The organism is Ruegeria sp. SCSIO 43209 (assembly GCF_019904295.1).
Classification (GTDB): domain Bacteria; phylum Pseudomonadota; class Alphaproteobacteria; order Rhodobacterales; family Rhodobacteraceae; genus Ruegeria.
Genome location: NZ_CP065359.1, coordinates 93,316 through 112,095 on the forward strand (window position 1 = coordinate 93,316; position 18,780 = coordinate 112,095).

Genomic DNA, 18,780 nt, shown 5'->3' on the forward strand with positions numbered 1-18,780 from the left:
ATACAGAGCGCAGCACAGAGGTGCAATCAGAGGAAAAGGGCGACGCTGAGGAAGATCAGCGGAATCAAGCCGGTGTCACGATTGGCCCGGAAAAGCTGTAGCAATTTGGCGTTGTCCTCCGTGTCCAGCCCCCGCAATTGCCAGGCCAGATGCCACCCCATCGCCCAAGGCCCGCCAAGGGCGACCGCCAAAGCAAGAACCGATGTCCCGGGCAAAGCCGCGTCGATAATTGCAAAGGCCATTAGACTGACGGTTCCAATCAGAAAATACTTGAGCCAACGGGCGGTATCGGTGCCAAACAGGCGCGCAGTGGACTTGATGCCAATCAGCTCGTCATCCTCGGCATCCTGATGGGCGTAGATCGTGTCGTAGAACAAAGTCCAGGCGATTCCTGACAGATAAAGCATGATCGCAGGCCAGCCTACGGTGCCGGTATGTGCTGCCCAGGCCAGCAATGCGCCCCAGTTGAAGGCCAGCCCCAGAAAAATCTGCGGCCACCACGTAAAACGTTTCGCATAGGGATAGATGGTAACAGGCAGCAAAGACAGAACCCCCATCGCAATCGCGGCCCGGTTGAAGGTCAGAAGGATGGCCAGGGCCAACAGACATTGCAGCACCATCCAGAATACCGCCTGACGGACACTCACCTGACCCGAGGGAATCGGGCGCGACCTTGTGCGTTCGACCTTCCCGTCAAACTCTCGATCGGTGATGTCATTCCACGTACAGCCCGCGCCGCGCATCAAAAACGCGCCGATCGCACACCCAACGGCGATCCAAAGATCCCCCCACCGTGGAGTGCCGTCGCTCAGGATGGCCAGCGCCAGACCCCACCAGCAGGGGATCAGCAGCAACCATGTGCCGATAGGTCGGTCCGCGCGGCTGAGCCGCAGGTAAGGGCGGGTGAAGGCAGGCGCGTGGGTGTCGACCCAATTGCCGGTTACGGCATCGGCGACCTGACCGTCTGGTGTTGGGGCATTGCCTTGCATATGTAGGGTCTCATGAATGCGAAGATCAGACTGTATGTAGAGCACCCTTTGGGTCCGGGGCAATCGGTTCCTTTGACGCGTGAGCAGGCGCACTACCTGTTCGGCGTCATGCGCCTGTCGGTTGGGGGCCGGGTCGCCCTGTTCAATGGCAGCGATGGCGAGTGGCAGGCAGAGGTAGCAGAAGCGGGCAAACGAGGCGGAATCCTGTCGTGCGTGGAGCAATCGAAACCTCTGCAATTACCGCCCGATCTGTGGCTTCTCTTTGCACCGATCAAGAAGGCGCGGACCGATTTCATCGTTGAAAAAGCAGCTGAAATGGGGGCCGCGCGGATCATACCGGTGCAGACCGAATTCACCAACTCCGAGCGCATTCGGCAGGATCGCTTGCAGGCCCACGCAATTGAGGCGGCCGAACAATGTGGCGGCACTTTTGTGCCTGAGGTCGCTGACCTCCAGCGATTGGATCGTATCCTGGGCGCGTGGCCCGATGATCGCCAATTGATGTTCTGTGACGAGGCTGAAGCCGGCTCGGCCCTGCGCATGGCAGAGAATGAGAAAGGCAAGCCGTGGGCGATCCTGATCGGCCCCGAGGGCGGGTTTTCCGAGCCCGAACGCAAACGGTTGGCGGAGCTACCATTTACCCATGTGGTCAGCCTCGGCCCACGCATCCTGCGCGCCGATACAGCAGCCGTTGCGGCGATGACAATGTGGCAGCAAGCGTTGGGAGATTGGACGTGACGTGGCAATTGGCGCAGGAAACGGACCTGTCCAGGATCGACTCGTTTTTGTCCCAACATATCCAAACATCGATGTTCCCTTTGGCCAATCTACGGGATTTTGGCCTGTGCGGTACGCATCCCCGGTCGTTGAATGCATGGACACTTGGCAGCCCGTTGCGTGCGGTCTTCGCCATAACAAATGAAGGCATGATCCTGCTGCAATGTCCCGACTGTTCGGATACCGAACTTGCCGCAGCGATTGACCTTATTCGAGGCCGGGCCCTGTTCGGCATCGCGGCTGAGGCAACGCAAGCTCGTCGGATAATGCGGTTGGCAGGTTGGGAAGGGCGACCCGCGACCCTGAACAGCGATGAGCCGGGGTTTTCCCTGGCGCTGGATCGACTTCAAATACCGGATTTCAGTGGGGCAGATCTCATGCCGCTTACTGATGTAGACCGTTCGGTCCTTGAAGACTGGCGGGAAAGCTACCTCATCGAAGCCATGGATTTTGATCCTTTGCGCGCACAGACGCAGGCTGGGAAGGACATCAAGACCTATATCGAGCGGGATTCGCATCGAGTTTTGCTACATAACGGCCTACCGGTCAGCATGACCGGCTTCAACGCTCGCTTGCCTGAAGTGGTGCAGATCGGCGGTGTCTACACACCACCCGATTTACGAGGGCGGGGCTATGCGCGTTTGGCTGTTGCCCTGCAACTGGTTGAGGCGCGCGACGCGGGAGTTTCCAGAGCTGTCCTCTTTGCGGCTTCCGATGCGGCCGCGCGTGCCTATATATCCATTGGGTTCCAGCCTGCAGGTCAATACTCGCTGATCCTGTTCAAAAACCCGGAGGACGTGGCATGAGTTTCTTTCGACCCGAAGCCAAACTGGCCCTGTGGCGCTGGCGCGAAGTGCTGGTTGCAGGGTTTGTTCTGATCCTCGGCCTCAGCTGGATCAGCGGCCCCGGCGGATTGCTGGCGTGGTTGGGGTGGCTGCTGATCGTCGTCTCGATGGCACTGGCGGTGATCGGAGTGCAACGCGCGCGCTTTCGCAATGGTGCGGGAGGACCGGGTGTGGTGACTATTGATGAAGGCCAGATCACCTATCTGGGCCCGCTCGACGGCGGCATCGTTGCAGCCCGCGAAATCGAGCGGTTGGCGTTGGATCCGACCTCGCAACCTGCGCATTGGGTTTTGGATCAGCCGGGGCAGCCGACCCTTCACATTCCGGTGAACGCCGAAGGGGCCGAGGCACTGTTTGATGTGTTCTCAGCACTTCCGGGGCTTAAAACCGAGCAAATGCTGTCGGAACTCAACGGTCGTGCGGCACATCCGGTGGTGATCTGGGAACGCACGCCGTCACGGCCTGCGCACCTTAGGCTGCATTGACACTGGCGCGGTTTGCGCTCAGGACTGACCGCCAAGACAGACACATCAGGATCGGAGCACGGGTCACATGTCCATCCCCCAGTCCGGCGGCGGACCGATCGAACGCCATGAGCAACTGGCCGAATATCTGGAATCGGGCTGCAAGCCCAAGGAAGATTGGCGCATCGGAACCGAGCATGAGAAGTTCGGCTATTGCAAAGACACTCTGAAACCTCTGCCGTTTGAAGGCAAACGGTCGATTGTGGCCGTGCTGGAAGGTCTGCGAGACCGCCATGGCTGGGCCGAAGTGCGTGAAGCTGGACATTTAATCGGGCTTGAGAAGGACGGCGCGAACGTCAGCCTGGAACCAGGCGGTGCGTTGGAACTGTCCGGCGCTCCGCTCGAGACAATTCATGAAACGTGTGATGAGGTGAACACTCACCTGCGTGAAGTGAAGGATATCGCCGATGAGATCGGTGTAGGCTTTATTGGTCTGGGCGCAGCCCCGATCTGGACCCATGAAGAGATGCCGTTGATGCCTAAGGGCCGTTACCGGCTGATGAACGATTATATGGAGAAAGTCGGCACCATGGGCCGCGCCATGATGCGGCGCACCTGCACGGTTCAGGTCAATATCGACTTCGGGTCCGAGGCCGACATGGTGCAGAAGCTGCGCGTCGCGCTGGCCCTTCAGCCGGTCGCGACGGCGCTGTTTGCGAACTCTCCGTTTTTCGAGGGCAAGGTGAACGGCCAGAAAAGCTGGCGCAGTTATATCTGGCGGCATCTGGACGATGCACGGACGGGCATGCTGCCCTTTGTGTTCGAAGAAGGCTTCGGGTTCGAACGCTATGTACAATATGCGCTCGATGTACCGATGTATTTCGTCTATCGCGACGGCCAGTATATCAACGCGCTGGGCATGTCGTTCCGCGACTTCCTGCAGGGCAAACTGCCTGCACTGCCCGGTGAGACGCCGACTCTGTCCGATTGGGCCGATCACCTGACCACGGCATTTCCCGAAGCGCGGATCAAGAAATTCATGGAGATGCGCGGTGCCGATGGTGGCCCATGGCGTCGCCTATGCGCTCTGCCTGCATTCTGGGTTGGTCTGACCTATGACCAAACCGCGCTGGATGCCGCTTGGGATCTGGTCAAAGGCTGGGATGCCGAGACGCGCGAAGCGCTGCGGGTTGAGGCTGCCAAGGATGGTCTGCAAGCACAGGTTGGCAACATCAACATGCATGATCTGGCGCGCGAAGTGGTCTCGATTGCCGAGGCTGGTCTGGCGTCGCGCGCCCGCCCCGGCGCAGGTGGTCTGGTGCAGGACGAGACGCATTTCCTGAACGCGCTAAAGGACAGCATCGATACGGGCAAGGTTCCCGCTGATGAGTTGCTGGATCACTACAATGGCGACTGGAATGGCGACCTGACCCGGATTTATCCCGAATACAGCTATTGATCCCCACCGTCCTGCTTGCATTCGCGGGGCGGGGCCGATAGCAGGTTGGCGACCAAATTCAGAGGGCGTCATGGACGATCTTAAGGCAAAATATCTGGGCCAAATCGCCGAAGCTGGCGATGAAAACGCGCTTGAGGCGATCCGCGTCGCTGCCGTGGGCAAAAAAGGCGAGGTCGCGCTGAAGATGCGCGAGTTGGGCAAGATGACCCCCGAAGAGCGTCAGGTCGCAGGCCCCGCGCTTAATGCCTTGAAGGATGAGATCAACTCGGCCCTGTCGGCCAAGAAAGCAGCGCTGGCCGATGCCGCGCTGGATGAACGTCTGCGCACCGAATGGCTGGATGTCACCCTGCCGACTCGCGCGCGCCGTCAGGGCTCGATCCACCCGGTCAGCCAGGCGACCGAGGAACTGACCGCGATCTTTGCCGAACTGGGTTTCTCTGTGGCCGAAGGTCCGCGGATCGAAACCGACTGGCACAACTTCGACGCCCTGAACATCCCCGGCCACCACCCCGCGCGGGCCGAGATGGACACGTTCTACATGCACCGCGCCGAGGGCGACAATCGCCCGCCGCACGTGCTGCGCACCCATACTTCGCCAGTGCAGATCCGCTCGATGGAACTGCAGGGCGCGCCGATCCGCGTGATCTGCCCGGGCGGTGTCTACCGCGCCGACTATGACCAGACACACACGCCGATGTTCCATCAGGTCGAGGGGCTGGCCATCGACAAGGATATCTCGATGGCGAACCTGAAATGGGTTCTGGAAGAGTTCGTGAAAGCGTTCTTTGAGGTCGACGATGTCGAGCTGCGCTTCCGTGCCTCGCACTTCCCATTCACCGAGCCATCGGCCGAGGTCGATATCCGCTGTTCCTGGGACAATGGTCAGCTGAAGATCGGCGAGGGCGACGACTGGATGGAGATTCTGGGTTCCGGCATGGTCCATCCCAAGGTGATCGCCGCCGGTGGCATCGACCCCGAGGTTTATCAGGGCTTTGCGTTCGGGATTGGGATCGACCGTCTGGCGATGCTGAAATATGGCATTCCTGATCTGCGGGCGTTCTTTGATAGCGACCTGCGCTGGCTGCGGCACTACGGCTTTGCAGCGCTGGATATGCCGAACCTGCATGGTGGTTTGTCGCGGTGACAATTTCAATTGGCGCTGTGTCTGGTGGTTGGTCTTGGCTGGAGATAGCGCAGATCACACTTCCACCGTTTGTAGCGCTTTTTAGTGCTATTTGCTTGTTTTTTGCTCAGCGGAGGTCTGATCGAGAGCAACACCTAAGGGAGAAGAGATCAGTCATTTATGCGGAGTATCTCTCCGTGCTTATGGACCGCAATGTGAGCAGAGCATCAGTTTCGGCTACAGATTTTTTTGAACAAGCAAACAGGCTCACCAATCTACACAGTTTGATAGTAGTGGTGGCTCCAAAAGACGTTGTTCAGGCGTCCAAGAAAATGTTTGGAGCAGCCTTGGTTAGAGGCATGGAAAGAGCAAATGCTAAAGAGCCAGATATTGATGTAGATGCCGATAAAAGTGTTTTGGAGAACTATCTCGCCAATCATAGCGACCTGAAGAAACTTGGCGAAAGAGATCAGGAATTTCACGACGCATATCAGAAGCTGGTTACAACCATGCGGTCAGACTTGCTTTCCGGTACTAAAGTAGACAATTTCCTGGCTGACGAAGCGTTCGCTAACAAAGCTCTGAGCTAATTTAGCGTCTGAATTTAAGGCCAACTGGCCGCCGCGCGATCGCCAGACCGCCCGCACGGGCTGGCGATTTGTCTCCGTTAGCGCTCCGTTTGAACGTTTCGCGGATTTGGCTGGCATAAAGTACTCAACACAAACCTTTGATGGCCACCCCGGGGTCTGGCGATAGCGCGGCTTTGTGATTTGATCCGTTGTAGGGTGGGGTTTCACCCCGCCGTAGGGCGGTTGGTGGGGTGAAACCCCACCCTACACCAATAAGTTATGTGACAGCGCGGCAGACGTCGCTAGGCTCCGGCTTATGATCTATCGACTGCTTTTTCTTCTGCTGACCGCGACTCCGGCCTTTGCGATGGGGCCGTGGAAATCTGACTGCCACGGCGATACCGCCTGTGAGGTTGGCGACCGCTCGTATCATGTGCTGGAACCCGATGGTTGGGATGGCGTAACGCCTCTGCCTGTGCTGTTGCACTTCCACGGTTGGGCGCGGCAGGGCGATGTAGTGGTGAACCATGAACGCATCGCCGGAGCGACCAAGCTGCGCGATGTGCTGTTGGTGGCTCCGAATGGGCTGGGCAAAAGTTGGAACTTCTGGACTGCTGATACCGCAGACGTGCCGTTCGCAGATCGCGTGCTTGAGGACGTCGCCAAACGCTATCCCATTGATCCTGAGCGTATCTATGTCTCGGGCTATTCTTATGGCGGCGCAATGGCATGGCGCTATGTCTGCCAGTCGGGCAATGACATCGCCGCGCTGTTGGCGGTTGCGGGCTCGATCCGCCAGACCGAGGACTGCCCGGAAGCCCCGCGCGAGGTGCGCCATGTGCATGGGCTGGACGATACGGTGATGGATTTTCCCTTTGGCCCGGACGGCGATACGACCTATCCGGTGGCGCTGTGGAAGGCCAAGTTCAACTGCAACGGCGCGACCCCGCGCGGGGATTGGAGCGTGAAGCCGTTCCTGACGCTCAGCCGGGTAGAGTGGACCGATTGCGCGCAAGGGCAGGTGACACTGGACACCCATCCCGGCGGGCACTTTATTCCCCACGGCTGGATCGGCTGGCAGCTGGACGAGCTTTTGGGTCGCACCCCCACCTATCCGTGAGCCGCAGCGCTTGCACCTCGGCGCAATCTTTGCCATTGCCTGTGCCGACTGAATGTTTGCCGAAAAAGGCCCGCTGCAATGAAATTCACTCTGTCCTGGCTGAAAGACCACCTCGATACGGATGCGTCGGTTGATGAGATCGCCGAAGCGCTGACCGATCTCGGGCTTGAGGTCGAAGAGATCGTCAACCCGGCGGACCGTCTGGCGGGCTTTACGCTGGGCCATGTGAAACATGCCGAGAAGCACCCGGACGCCGATAAGCTGCGCGTTTGCACGGTTGAAACCGACGAGGGCGATCTGCAGATCATTTGCGGCGCGCCCAATGCGCGCGAAGGCATCACCGTGGTGGTTTGTAAACCGGGTATGTATATTCCCGGCCTGGATATCACCATCAGCGTCGGCAAGATCCGTGGCGTCGAGAGCTTTGGCATGATGGCATCCGAGCGCGAGCTTGAGCTGTCGGATGAACACGACGGGATTATCGAGCTGCCCTCGGGTGAGGTCGGTGATCGGTTTGTCGATTGGTTGGCTGAGAACGATCCGTCAAAAGTTGATCCGATGATCGAGATCGCGATCACGCCGAACCGCCCGGATGCGCTGGGTGTTGCGGGTATTGCGCGAGATCTGGCTGCACGTGGATTGGGCACGCTGAAGGTGCATGACTATGTCCCCGTGCCGGGGGACTTTGAAAGCCCGATCAAAGTGTCGATTGATGAAGATACGCTGGATGGCGCGCCGCATTTCACCGGTCGGCTTATCAGGGGCGTCAAAAACGGCCCCAGCCCGCAATGGCTGCAGGACCAGTTGAAGGCGATTGGTCTGCGTCCGATCTCGGCCTTGGTGGATATCACCAACTATATGACCTTCGATCACAACCGCCCGCTGCACGTATTCGATGCCGACAAGGTGCAGGGTAACCTACGCGTTCACCGTGCCAAAGGTGGCGAGAAGCTGGTTGCACTGGATGAGAAAGAATACACACTACAGCCCGGCATGATGGTAATTTCGGACGACGAAGGCCCGGAATCTATCGCGGGCATCATGGGCGGCGAGGAAACCGGTTGTACCGAGGAGACCGTGAACGTTTTCCTTGAAAGTGCGTTCTGGGATCATGTGCAGATCGCCCTCACAGGTCGGGCGCTGAAGATAAACTCGGACGCGCGGTATCGATTCGAACGTGGTGTTGATCCGGAATACACGCGCGAAGGGTTGGAGCATGCGACGCAGATGATCTTGGATATCTGCGGCGGTGAAGCCTCGAATGTGGTCGAGGCGGGCAAAGCGCCGAACCACGCGCGGGCCTACAAACTGGACGCGGCGCGCGTGCAGTCCTTGGTCGGGATGGAGATTCCGGAAAGCGAGCAGAGGCAGACACTGACCCGTTTGGGCTTTCGTCTGGATGGCGAGATGGCGCATGTGCCCAGCTGGCGACCCGATATCATGGGGGAGGCCGATCTGGTGGAAGAGGTTGCGCGGATCGCTTCTCTGACCAAGTTGCAGGGTATTCCGCTGCCGCGTACGACGGCGGGTATCCCCAAACCGGTCATGACAGCCACGCAGCGTCGCCAGTCGATGGCGCGCCGGACCTGTGCAGCGCTGGGGTATAATGAATGTGTGTCTTACACCTTCATCGATCAGGCCTCGGCGGCGCTGTTCGGCGGCGGTGACGCAGCAACCATGTTGGAAAACCCGATCTCGTCCGAGATGAGCCATATGCGCCCTGATCTGCTGCCTGGTTTGCTACAAGCGGCGGCGCGCAATCAGGCACGGGGTTATGCCGATCTGGCCTTGTTCGAGGTCGGGCCGGTGTTCCACGATGGTGAGCCGGGGGATCAACAGACACAGATTACCGGCCTGATGGTTGGGCGTAGCGGTCCCAAGGATGTGCACGGTGCGTCCCGCCCGGTGGACTTGTTCGACGCGAAGGCCGACGCTGAGGCGGTGCTTGCCGCCATTGGTGCGCCTGCCAAGGTTCAGATCCTTCGTGGCGGCGATGCCTGGTGGCACCCGGGTCGGCACGGCAAGATTTGTCTGGGCCCCAAAAAGGTTCTGGGCGTTTTTGGTGAATTGCATCCGCGCGTGTTGCAGGCGTTGGATATCAAGGGTCCGGCAATGGCGTTCACCATCTGGCCGGATCAGGTGCCGATGCCACGTAAATCCGGTGCGACCCGTTCTGCCTTGGAATTGCGCGACCTGCAGGCGGTCGAGCGCGATTTCGCCTTTGTTGTAAATGCGGATATCGAAGCTCTGACGTTGGTCAATGCGGCAGCGGGTGCTGATAAGGCTCTGATCGAGGACGTGCGCGTCTTTGACGAATTCATTGGCGGTAGCGTCGGCGAGGGCAAGAAGTCTCTGGCCATTACCGTAAGGCTCCAGCCGTCGGACGCGACCCTGAAGGAAAAGGATATCGAGGCGGTCAGCACCAAGATTGTCGAAAAAGTGATGAAAGCCACTGGCGGCGTCTTGCGGGGATGAGTTGGTTTTCGCCTCCGGCGGGAGTATTTTTGAAATGATAAAGGGGCCATTGCGCCCCTTTTTCACGGGAGGAGAGAAAAATGCTGAAGGTCTATTTGTCCGGTGAGATTCACACGGATTGGCGCGAGCAGATCATTGCGGGCGCCGATGGGTTGGATGTTGAGTTCAGTAGCCCGGTCACCGATCACGGTGCTTCGGACGATTGCGGTGTCACGATCTTGGGGGCCGAGCCGAACAAGTACTGGCACGATCACAAGGGTGCCATGGTCAACGCGATCCGGACCCGCAAGGGCATATCAGACGCGGATGTTGTGGTTGTACGCTTTGGGGACAAATACAAGCAGTGGAACGCGGCATTTGACGCGGGCTATGCGGCAGCACTGGGCAAGTCGATCATTGTTCTGCACGGGGCTGATCATCAGCACGCGCTGAAAGAAGTAGATGCAGCAGCACTCGCCGTCGCTGAAGAACCCGCGCAAGTTGTTGAGATCTTGCGCTACGTTCTAACAGGCGCGCTGCCTGGGTAACCCGATGGCCCGTGGCGGCGGATTTGGATCCCGCCGCACAGGCCTTGTGTATCAATCCCGTGAGGGGATGTTCAGTCCTCTTTGCACTGCGGGTCGATCCAGGAACCTATCCAGATAGCGCGTAACGTTGCCATAGCTTTCCCAGCCTATGACATCCTTGACGCCGTAATAATCTAAACCGCGCAGCCACGGCGCGATTGCGATATCGGCGATCGAGAATTCTCCGGCGATCCAGTCTTCGCCGTCCAGTTGCCGGTCGAGAACGTTCAGCAGGCGTTTGGCCTCGGACACGTAGCGTTCGCGCGGGCGGGGGTCTTCGATTTCAGCCCCTGCGAATTTGTGGAAATACCCAAGCTGGCCAAACATTGGTCCGATACCGCCCATCTGGAACATAACCCATTGGGTGACCCGGTGCTTGTCGCCTTTGTTCTGACCCAGCAGCTTACCGCTCTTTTCAGCGAGGTACAGAAGGATTGCACCGCTTTCGAACAAAGCCAACGGAGCATCGTCGGGCCCGTTGGGATCAATGATCGCCGGGATCTTGTTGTTCGGGTTCAGCGAAAGAAACTCCGGGCTTTTGACATCTGCATCGGCCAGTGTGACACGATGTGCCTCATAAGGCAGGCCGGTTTCTTCCAGCATGATCGACGCCTTTACCCCGTTGGGTGTGGGGAAGGAATAAAGCTGAATCCGCTCGGGGAACTGTGGGGACCATTTATTCATGATCGGGAATTGGATTGTGTCCAGCATGATGGGCTCCTTTTATCGCGCCTGTCTCGGTCAATCTGGTAATTTGTGGCGCTTTTGTAAGGTCCAATTCTGTGCGTGATCGGTCAGTCGATGTTTGCTGGGGAACAGCAGGGGGGAAAACTCGGAAATCCCGCACCTAGACCTGCGCGCAAAATTAGCCCAGACTTTTCAGCGATCCCGCGCCAAAAGGCGCGGGTTTGCTGTTGGCGCAAAGGAGAAGCGTGTGGAAGATGTCGTAACACAGGTGGGCGCATTTGGTCCGCTGATCATGAGCGCGATCAAAGCGTTGATCGTTCTGGTATTGGGTTGGATCGTTGCCGGAGCCATTAGCGGTCTGGTGCGGCGGCGGATCAACGCCACGCCACATATCGACCCGACTTTGGGGAATTTCGTTGCGAGCCTCGTGAAATGGGTGCTGCTGGCGATTGTCTTTGTCGCCGTTCTGGGCATTTTCGGAATCGAGGCGACCAGCATCGTGGCCATTCTGGGTGCCGCATCCCTGGCCATCGGTTTGGCGCTGCAGGGAACACTCAGCGATCTGGCCGCGGGCGTGATGCTGGTGGTGTTCCGGCCCTATAAGCTGGGCCAATATGTCGATATTGGTGGCACAGCGGGTACTGTGAAAGACCTGAACCTGTTCACGACCGAGCTGGTGACGCCGGACAACGTGCAGATCATCGTGCCAAACGGTCAGGCTTGGGGTTCGGTGATCACCAACTATTCCGCCCATGACACCCGCCGGGTCGATCTGGTGTTTGGCATCGACTACGGCGATAGCGCGGATGAGGCTATGAACATCATCCTTGATGTGGCCAAAGCTGACGATCGTATCATGGCTGATCCTGAGCCCTGGGTGCGGGTGACAAATCTTGGGGATAGTTCGGTTGATCTGACCGCGCGCCTGTGGTGCGCAGCGGCTGACTATTGGGATGTGAAGTTTGAACTTACCAAAGCGATCAAAGAAGCGTTTGACGCCAAAGGCGTATCCATCCCGTATCCGCATTCTGTGGAGATTCACAAAGAGGCGTAAGCCTCCCGCCCGTCGATCGGGCATTGAAATGCCCTCTTCCGGTTGGGCCGGGCACCGCGCTAAGGCGCGGTGCTTTTTTGCGCGAACCTTGGTCCAGAAAAAACAGCGCCGCGCTATTGGCGCGGCGCTGGGCCCAAGTCTGTAAAGCGTCCCTTGGAAAAGGACGCTTTCAGAGGCGGGAGCGCTCTTAGTTCAACAGAGTTGTTGGATCGACAGAGGCGATGTTGAGGGCGGTGCCCACCGCTTCGTAAGTCAGCTTGCCGGCGTGGACGTTCAAACCTGCCAGCAGGTGTGCGTCGTCCTTACAGGCCTGCTTCCAGCCCTTGCTTGCCAGCGACAACATAAACGGCATGGTTGCGTTGCCCAGTGCGATGGTCGAAGTCCGGGCAACCGCACCGGGCATGTTGGCGACGCAGTAGTGCATGATGCCGTCAACTTCGTAAACCGGATCGGCGTGGGTGGTGGCTTTCGAGGTTTCAAAACAGCCGCCCTGATCGATCGCAACGTCTACCAGAGCCGCGCCGGGCTTCATGGTCGACAGCTGTTCGCGCGAGATCAGTTTGGGAGCAGCTGCGCCCGGGATCAGGACCGCACCGATGACCAGGTCGGCATCCTGGATCAGCTCGGCTGTCGCACCAGCGGTTGAATACTGGTTCTTGAAGGTTCCGCCGAACACATCGTCCAGATAGCGGAGACGCGGCAGCGAACGGTCCAGTACGGTCACATCCGCGCCCATGCCTGCGGCAATCTTCGCTGCGTGGGTGCCTACGACACCTCCGCCGATGACGATCACTTTGGCAGGGCCTACACCCGGTACACCACCCATCAGAACGCCGCGGCCACCGTTGGCCTTTTGCAGAGTCCAGGACCCGACTTGCGGAGCCAAGCGACCGGCAACCTCGGACATCGGCGCCAGCAGCGGCAGGCCGCCATTGGAGTCAGTCACGGTCTCATAGGCAATCGCGGTGCAGCCGGATTCCAGCAGATCGTGGGTCTGGTCTGGATCGGGTGCCAGGTGCAGATAGGTGAACAGCAACTGACCTTCGCGCAGTATTTTGCGCTCGACCGCCTGAGGCTCCTTGACCTTGACGATCATATCAGCCGTGGCGAACACTTCTTCTGCAGTGTCGACGATGCGGGCACCTGCCGCTACATAAGCATCGTTATCAAAGCCCGAGCCCATCCCGGCACCGGTTTCGATAATGACTTCGTGACCGCGGGCCACAGCTTCGCCAGCAGCGTTCGGGGTCATCCCGACGCGGAATTCCTGAGGTTTGATTTCCTTGGGGCAGCCGATTTTCATGTGAGACTCCATTCATAAACTGCCTAAATTATGGGCATAAATTGGCGCAATTTTTGTGAAACCCCACTTGCTAAACACACAATCTTCGGGAAAATATTCGAGGTATAGGCAACTTGACGCAATGGATGTGCGCAAATGACGATTGACGCAACAGATCGGAAGATTCTGGCAGCCCTGCAGCGCAAAGGGCGGATGTCAAATTCGGAATTGTCCGAACAGGCGAATCTATCCCCTTCGGCCTGCCACCGGCGCGTGCAGCGACTTGAGGCTGAGGGTTATATCAAGGACTACGTCGCCCTGTTGGATGCACGGAAGTTGAACGTTCCAACCACTGTGTTTGTCGAGATCACGTTGCAGGGTCAGGCGGAAGAAGTGCTGGAGGCGTTTGAAAAAGCCGTAGCACGGATTCCGGATGTGCTGGAATGCCATTTGATGGCGGGCACGGCGGACTACATTCTAAAGGTCGTCGCAGAAAATACCGAGGATTTTGCTCGCATTCATCGGCAATACCTGTCGCGCTTGCCTGGGGTGGCGCAGATGCAAAGCTCATTTGCTTTGCGCACGGTGTTCAAAACCACGGCCTTGCCTGTCTGAAACCAACTATTGGGGTTAGCCTTGCGTCAATTCTGCCGCTTGTATCTGTCGTGCGGTCGGGCCAAAATCCATGTTTCCGACCTTATGTACGACCTCGGCACTTTGCGCTGACACTCCGTGGTTACACTGGCCGTGTACGGTCCGAACCCGATGAACGATAAGGAGCAGACCTTGGCTTACGAAAACAACAGCACGCCGAAAGATTGGCTGGAAGCTGAACTGGAAGACACGCTGGACGAAGATTTCGAGATCGAATTCAGCGAACCCATGCTTTCGATGGAAGTGCGCAAGATTTACAAGGACCAGCATCCTGACATGCTGGATCGCAAGGTCTATTTTCGCAACCTTTTGCGGCTGCAGGCTGAACTTATCAAAGTTCAGGATTGGGTGGTCCATACAGGGGCCAAGGTCTGTATTCTATTTGAAGGGCGCGACAGCGCCGGTAAAGGGGGCGTGATCAAGCGGATCACGCAGCGTTTGAACCCTCGTGTAGCGCGTGTGGTCGCCTTGCCTGCACCCAGCCGACGCGAACAAAGCCAGTGGTATTTTCAGCGCTACGTGCCCCATTTGCCTGCGGCCGGTGAGATCGTGTTCTTCGATCGGTCCTGGTACAACCGCGCTGGTGTTGAACGCGTGATGGGATTTGCCAACGAGGATCAGGTCGAACAGTTCTTTCAGGACGTTCCTGAATTCGAACGGATGCTGGTGCGGTCGGGGATTATCCTGCTGAAATACTGGTTCTCGATTACAGACGAAGAACAGCAATTGCGATTCCTGATGCGTATTCACGATCCGATGAAGCAGTGGAAACTGTCACCGATGGATCTGGAATCCCGCATCCGGTGGGAGGCATACACCAAGGCCAAAGAGGATATGTTCTTTCGCACCAACATATCCGAGGCGCCTTGGTATATTGTTGAAGGCAACGACAAGAAACGCGAACGGCTCAATTGTATCGAGCACCTGCTGACCAAGATCCCCTATGAGGATGTGCCGCAGGAAAAGGTCAATCTGCCGGATCGGCGCTATAACCCCGAATACGAACGGCGCATTTTGCCGGATGAGCTACACGTGCCTAAGATATATTGATTTGGCAGGAAAGTGGTGCGGGAAAAGGATCCCCGCACCTGAACGGTTTGATTAACCCCAATCAAATCCGCAGTTCGTTTCGAAAACAAACACGCCGCACATGTCGTCATTCATGTCTTCGACTGTGGCTTCAACGGTTTCGATCATGTCGTCAGCGAAGTCGGTGTCGAACACCAGATCGAAATCATCCATCTCCGGGGTCGTGTCAGCCTGCTGCAACGGAGACCATTCGAACTGGTCAAATTGGGCTTGCAGCGCATTAACAAACGCTTCGATCCCGGCAAGGAAGGCCTGAACGTCAAAGCAGTCCGCGCCCGGTGCAGCATTGTCAACGACAACTTCAGGTGTTTCTGGCTCGGGTTCTTCGACCTCGGTGACGTCGGTCTCCGGAGTTTCGGGTTCCTCGACCTCGACGACGTCAGTATTCGGCACATCGGGTTCCGGGTCTTCAACTTCAGTCACATCGGTATCAGGCGTTTCCGGCTCTTCAGTTTCGGTCACGTCTGTTTCTGGAGTCTCCTCAACCGGGTCCTCGGTCTCGGTAACCTCAGTTTCTGGCGTTTCGTCTGCCGGTTGCTCGGTTTCCGTCACATCGGTGTCGGGTGTTTCGTCCGATGGTTCTTCGGTTTCGGTGACGTCTTCCTCCGGGGTCTCCTCTGCCGGTTCTTCGGTATCGGGAACTTCCGCTACCGGTGTTTCGTCAACTGGTTCCTCAGTCTCGGTCACATCGGTTTCCGGCACTTCTGGTTCGGTCGGGGTGGTAACCTCTTCCTCTTCTGGCTCAACAACTTCTTCAACTGGAGGCGTCACCGGCGGGGTGGTGCCGCCGTTATCAAGATCGACATCGCCCTGAGTCGCCGCAAAGTTCTGCGTCACCATGACAGCGTCGTACCCCTGCATGTCGCCTTCTTCGATCCCGATGCCGATATATTTGAAATCGGGGTTCAGAATGTTGGCGCGGTGACCGGGGCTATTCATCAGGTTCTGGTGCAACTGGGCGACATCATCGCTGATACCGGGTGCGCCACGCTCGGATTGCCAGGCGATGTTTTCTCCGGTGCGCCAGCTCCCGGACAGGTCGAACCCTGCGGCTTGCATCCGTTGGGTCGCGGATGAACCACCCTGACCGGTGTGGCTGAACCGGTCGGTATCCAGCATCCAGCTGCTGTGGTCCTCGGAAGATTCGTTCAGGTTGCGTTCAAGTTCCAGGGGATCAAGACCGCGGGATGTGCGCTCTTGGTTGATCAGCGCGAGCATTTCGCGCTCGACCGTACTTGCTGTCGACATCAGTGCCTCCGTTTTTGGTTATGTCTGAGTGGACGGCCTCACTTACAGACGATCAAAGAACGCTGAATAGGGCGGGTACGGCGATGGGCGTTTTTCGGCGGCAGAATGCAACCGAACGGCGATTCGCTGCGCTGTAAAATGCCGACTGCGGCGATTGCATCAAAATCGGCAGGTTGCCGCGAGGGTAAAGCCGGGATTTGGCGGGATCATCCGCCCTGAAAACGACAAACCCCCGGGCAGGGCCTCGGGGGTCGTCAAATAGTGTCATCCAAAGCTGGACGAGTCGCAGGAAGCTCTTAGAGCAAACCTTCGCGCTGTGCTTTCTTACGTGCCAGTTTACGGGCACGGCGGATCGCTTCAGCTTTCTCGCGCGCTTTTTTCTCGGACGGTTTCTCGAAATGTTGCTTCAGCTTCATTTCACGGAACACGCCTTCGCGCTGCAGCTTTTTCTTCAGGGCACGAAGCGCCTGATCGACGTTATTGTCGCGAACACTAACCTGCATGTGGTTGTCACCACCTTTCTAGATAGAGTTGCAAGGATTTGCAGGAAGTGGCCGTATAGCAAAGCACGCCTAACTTGTCTAGTACTGGACCCGCAGCCTCGGAGACCCGACATGACAGCAACCTATGAAGACACCAAAGAGCAGCTTCTCGAAGCGATTCTGAACCATGTGCCGTTCGACGGCTGGTCGGAAACCAGCTTTCGTGCGGCCATCAGCGATTGCGATCTGGAGCCCGCGCTGGCCCGAGCGATCTGTCCGCGTGGTGCCGTCGATCTGGCACTGGCCTTTCATGCGCGTGGGGATGCCGCGATGTTGGAGCGGTTGAAATCCGAAGACCTGAGCGGGCTGAAATTCCGTGAAAAGATCGCCGCCACCGTCCGCTTCCGCCTGCAGGCGGTCGAAGACAAAGAAGCAGTGCGCCGAGGTATGACTTTGTTCGCGTTGCCGATCCATGCCGCGGATGGGGCCAAGGCGGTCTGGGGCACCTGTGACCAGATCTGGACAGCGCTTGGCGATACTTCGGACGACGTGAACTGGTACACCAAACGTGCCACTCTGTCGGGCGTCTATTCTTCGACACTGTTGTATTGGCTGGGTGATGACAGCCCGGATTATCAGGCGACATGGGAATTCCTGGATCGGCGGATCGAGGGCGTAATGCAGTTTGAAAAGTTCAAGGCGCAGGTGAATGGCAACCCGCTGCTGAAACCGTTTCTGGCCGTCCCCAACTGGCTTGCGGGTCTGGTGAAGGCTCCGACGAAGTTGCCCGACAACCTGCCCGGTTCGCTGTCATCGGGAAAATAGTCGCAGCGTTTCCACTTGCCGCTGGGCCTCTGCGTTTTCGCCTGCTAGGCATTGGGCAAAGGAGATATGCCCATGACCCAGACAATGCGCGCTGTCGAGATCACTGAAGCTGGTGGCCCGGACGTTCTGCAACTGACGGAACGCCCGATGCCGGAACCGGCAGAGGGTCAAGTGGTTCTGAAAGTCGCGTACGCCGGGGTGAACCGTCCTGATGCGCTGCAGCGGGCAGGGGCGTATGATCCACCTCCCGGTGCAAGCGATTTGCCGGGGCTAGAGGCCTCGGGCGAGGTCATCGCCATCGGCTCGGGTGTCGAAGGTCTGGTCGTTGGCGATCAGGTTTGCGCCCTGTTGCCCGGCGGCGGTTATGCTGAATATGTCGCAACGCCCGCCGCCCATTGCCTGCCTGTGCCTGCGGGTATGGGTTTGAAAGAAGCTGCCTGCCTGCCCGAAACCTTCTTTACTGTTTGGTCCAATGTCTTCACCCGTGGCGGCTTGAAACCGGGGGAACGGTTTCTGGTCCATGGCGGTTCCAGCGGGATCGGCACGACGGCCATTCAGCTGGCCAATGCGTTTGGCGCCCGCGTCTTTGCAACCGCCGGGTCGGCTGAGAAATGTGAGGCTTGTATCAAGCTAGGTGCCGAAAAGGCGATCAACTATCGCGACGAAGATTTCGTGGCTGCGATGCGCGCCGAGGGCGGGGCGAACCTGATCCTGGACATGGTCGGTGGTGATTATATCCCGCGCAACATCAAGGCTTTGGCGGAAGACGGGCGGCTGGTTCAGATCGCTTTCCTGCAAGGTCCGGTGGTCGAACTGAACTTTGCGCTGATGATGGTGAAACGCCTCACCCTGACTGGCAGCACCTTGCGCCCGCAAAGCGATTTGGCCAAGGCGCGCATCGCGCAAGACTTGCGTGAAGCCGTGTGGCCATTGCTTGAGGCCGGGAAGGTCGCACCGGTGATGGATTCAGAATTCGATCTTTCTGATGCCGCCGCTGCACATGCGCGGATGGAAGCATCGGGCCACATTGGCAAGATCGTTCTGAAGGTCTCTGGTTAAGCTGCTGCCATGT

At 58.1% G+C, this 18,780-nt stretch carries 19 protein-coding genes; 14 read left to right on the forward strand and 5 right to left on the reverse strand.

Features of this window, described 5'->3' with window-relative positions; genetic code table 11:
* Positions 1 to 26: 26 nt before the first annotated feature.
* Positions 27 to 989 (reverse strand): 4-hydroxybenzoate octaprenyltransferase, encoded by a 963-nt coding sequence (gene ubiA / locus I5192_RS00475; protein WP_223117505.1) that lies wholly within the window; start codon positions 987 to 989, stop codon positions 27 to 29.
* Between the two features lie 12 nt (positions 990 to 1,001).
* On the opposite strand from ubiA, the gene I5192_RS00480 reads away from it, so the two are divergent.
* From I5192_RS00480 to I5192_RS00520, 9 genes are all read left to right on the forward strand, one after another.
* Entirely contained in the window at positions 1,002 to 1,727 is a 726-nt protein-coding gene (locus I5192_RS00480) for a 16S rRNA (uracil(1498)-N(3))-methyltransferase (RefSeq protein ID WP_223117506.1), read from the forward strand.
* The gene (locus I5192_RS00485) at positions 1,724 to 2,572 is read left to right on the forward strand and encodes a GNAT family N-acetyltransferase (protein WP_223117507.1); all 849 of its coding nucleotides are present in this window, start codon (positions 1,724 to 1,726) and stop codon (positions 2,570 to 2,572) included. Before I5192_RS00480 ends, I5192_RS00485 begins: the two co-directional genes overlap by 4 nt.
* Entirely contained in the window at positions 2,569 to 3,096 is a 528-nt protein-coding gene (locus I5192_RS00490; RefSeq protein ID WP_170408404.1) for a hypothetical protein, read from the forward strand. Before I5192_RS00485 ends, I5192_RS00490 begins: the two co-directional genes overlap by 4 nt.
* 67 nt (positions 3,097 to 3,163) lie before the next feature.
* Positions 3,164 to 4,534, forward strand: a complete 1,371-nt coding sequence (locus tag I5192_RS00495; RefSeq protein WP_170408403.1) for a glutamate--cysteine ligase — start codon at positions 3,164 to 3,166, stop codon at positions 4,532 to 4,534.
* A 70-nt stretch (positions 4,535 to 4,604) separates the two neighbouring features.
* Positions 4,605 to 5,678 carry a phenylalanine--tRNA ligase subunit alpha gene (gene pheS, locus I5192_RS00500; protein ID WP_010443591.1) on the forward strand — a complete coding sequence of 358 codons (1,074 nt, stop codon included), beginning with the start codon at positions 4,605 to 4,607 and terminating at the stop codon, positions 5,676 to 5,678.
* On the forward strand, positions 5,675 to 6,247 hold the full coding sequence (locus I5192_RS00505) for a hypothetical protein (RefSeq protein WP_170802325.1): 573 nt from the start codon (positions 5,675 to 5,677) through the stop codon (positions 6,245 to 6,247). The genes pheS and I5192_RS00505 overlap by 4 nt, the downstream gene beginning before the upstream one ends.
* A gap of 295 nt (positions 6,248 to 6,542) precedes the next feature.
* Positions 6,543 to 7,346: a PHB depolymerase family esterase gene (locus I5192_RS00510; protein ID WP_170513226.1), complete on the forward strand. Its 804-nt coding sequence runs from the start codon at positions 6,543 to 6,545 to the stop codon at positions 7,344 to 7,346.
* A gap of 78 nt (positions 7,347 to 7,424) precedes the next feature.
* Positions 7,425 to 9,821 carry a phenylalanine--tRNA ligase subunit beta gene (pheT, locus tag I5192_RS00515; protein WP_223117508.1) on the forward strand — a complete coding sequence of 799 codons (2,397 nt, stop codon included), beginning with the start codon at positions 7,425 to 7,427 and terminating at the stop codon, positions 9,819 to 9,821.
* An 80-nt stretch (positions 9,822 to 9,901) separates the two neighbouring features.
* Complete coding sequence (locus tag I5192_RS00520) at positions 9,902 to 10,348, forward strand: YtoQ family protein (RefSeq protein ID WP_170423625.1); 447 nt, start codon at positions 9,902 to 9,904, stop codon at positions 10,346 to 10,348.
* Between the two features lie 51 nt (positions 10,349 to 10,399).
* Here the strand turns inward: I5192_RS00520 and I5192_RS00525 are convergent, their stop codons facing one another.
* Positions 10,400 to 11,098: a glutathione S-transferase family protein gene (locus I5192_RS00525; RefSeq protein ID WP_223117509.1), complete on the reverse strand. Its 699-nt coding sequence runs from the start codon at positions 11,096 to 11,098 to the stop codon at positions 10,400 to 10,402.
* Positions 11,099 to 11,321: 223 nt separating this feature from the next.
* On the opposite strand from I5192_RS00525, the gene I5192_RS00530 reads away from it, so the two are divergent.
* Positions 11,322 to 12,128, forward strand: a complete 807-nt coding sequence (locus tag I5192_RS00530; RefSeq protein WP_170423629.1) for a mechanosensitive ion channel family protein — start codon at positions 11,322 to 11,324, stop codon at positions 12,126 to 12,128.
* 187 nt (positions 12,129 to 12,315) lie between these two features.
* Here the strand turns inward: I5192_RS00530 and ald are convergent, their stop codons facing one another.
* Positions 12,316 to 13,431: an alanine dehydrogenase gene (ald, locus tag I5192_RS00535; RefSeq protein ID WP_223117510.1), complete on the reverse strand. Its 1,116-nt coding sequence runs from the start codon at positions 13,429 to 13,431 to the stop codon at positions 12,316 to 12,318.
* A gap of 135 nt (positions 13,432 to 13,566) precedes the next feature.
* Between ald and I5192_RS00540 the strand changes: the two genes are divergently transcribed.
* Together I5192_RS00540 and ppk2 are read left to right on the forward strand one after the other, a co-directional pair.
* Positions 13,567 to 14,025 carry an Lrp/AsnC family transcriptional regulator gene (locus I5192_RS00540; RefSeq protein WP_170395646.1) on the forward strand — a complete coding sequence of 153 codons (459 nt, stop codon included), beginning with the start codon at positions 13,567 to 13,569 and terminating at the stop codon, positions 14,023 to 14,025.
* 150 nt (positions 14,026 to 14,175) lie between these two features.
* Positions 14,176 to 15,114 (forward strand): polyphosphate kinase 2, encoded by a 939-nt coding sequence (ppk2, locus tag I5192_RS00545; protein WP_170395648.1) that lies wholly within the window; start codon positions 14,176 to 14,178, stop codon positions 15,112 to 15,114.
* Between the two features lie 51 nt (positions 15,115 to 15,165).
* On the opposite strand, the gene I5192_RS00550 is transcribed toward ppk2, so the two are convergent.
* On the reverse strand, positions 15,166 to 16,401 hold the full coding sequence (locus I5192_RS00550) for a CAP domain-containing protein (RefSeq protein ID WP_223117511.1): 1,236 nt from the start codon (positions 16,399 to 16,401) through the stop codon (positions 15,166 to 15,168).
* Positions 16,402 to 16,697: 296 nt separating this feature from the next.
* Entirely contained in the window at positions 16,698 to 16,904 is a 207-nt protein-coding gene (rpsU, locus tag I5192_RS00555) for a 30S ribosomal protein S21 (RefSeq protein ID WP_005614280.1), read from the reverse strand.
* A gap of 111 nt (positions 16,905 to 17,015) precedes the next feature.
* Here rpsU and I5192_RS00560 point away from each other — a divergent pair, with 111 nt between their 5' ends.
* Positions 17,016 to 17,708, forward strand: a complete 693-nt coding sequence (locus tag I5192_RS00560) for a COQ9 family protein (protein ID WP_223117512.1) — start codon at positions 17,016 to 17,018, stop codon at positions 17,706 to 17,708.
* Between the two features lie 72 nt (positions 17,709 to 17,780).
* Complete coding sequence (locus tag I5192_RS00565; RefSeq protein WP_223117513.1) at positions 17,781 to 18,767, forward strand: NAD(P)H-quinone oxidoreductase; 987 nt, start codon at positions 17,781 to 17,783, stop codon at positions 18,765 to 18,767.
* Positions 18,768 to 18,780: the final 13 nt, after the last annotated feature.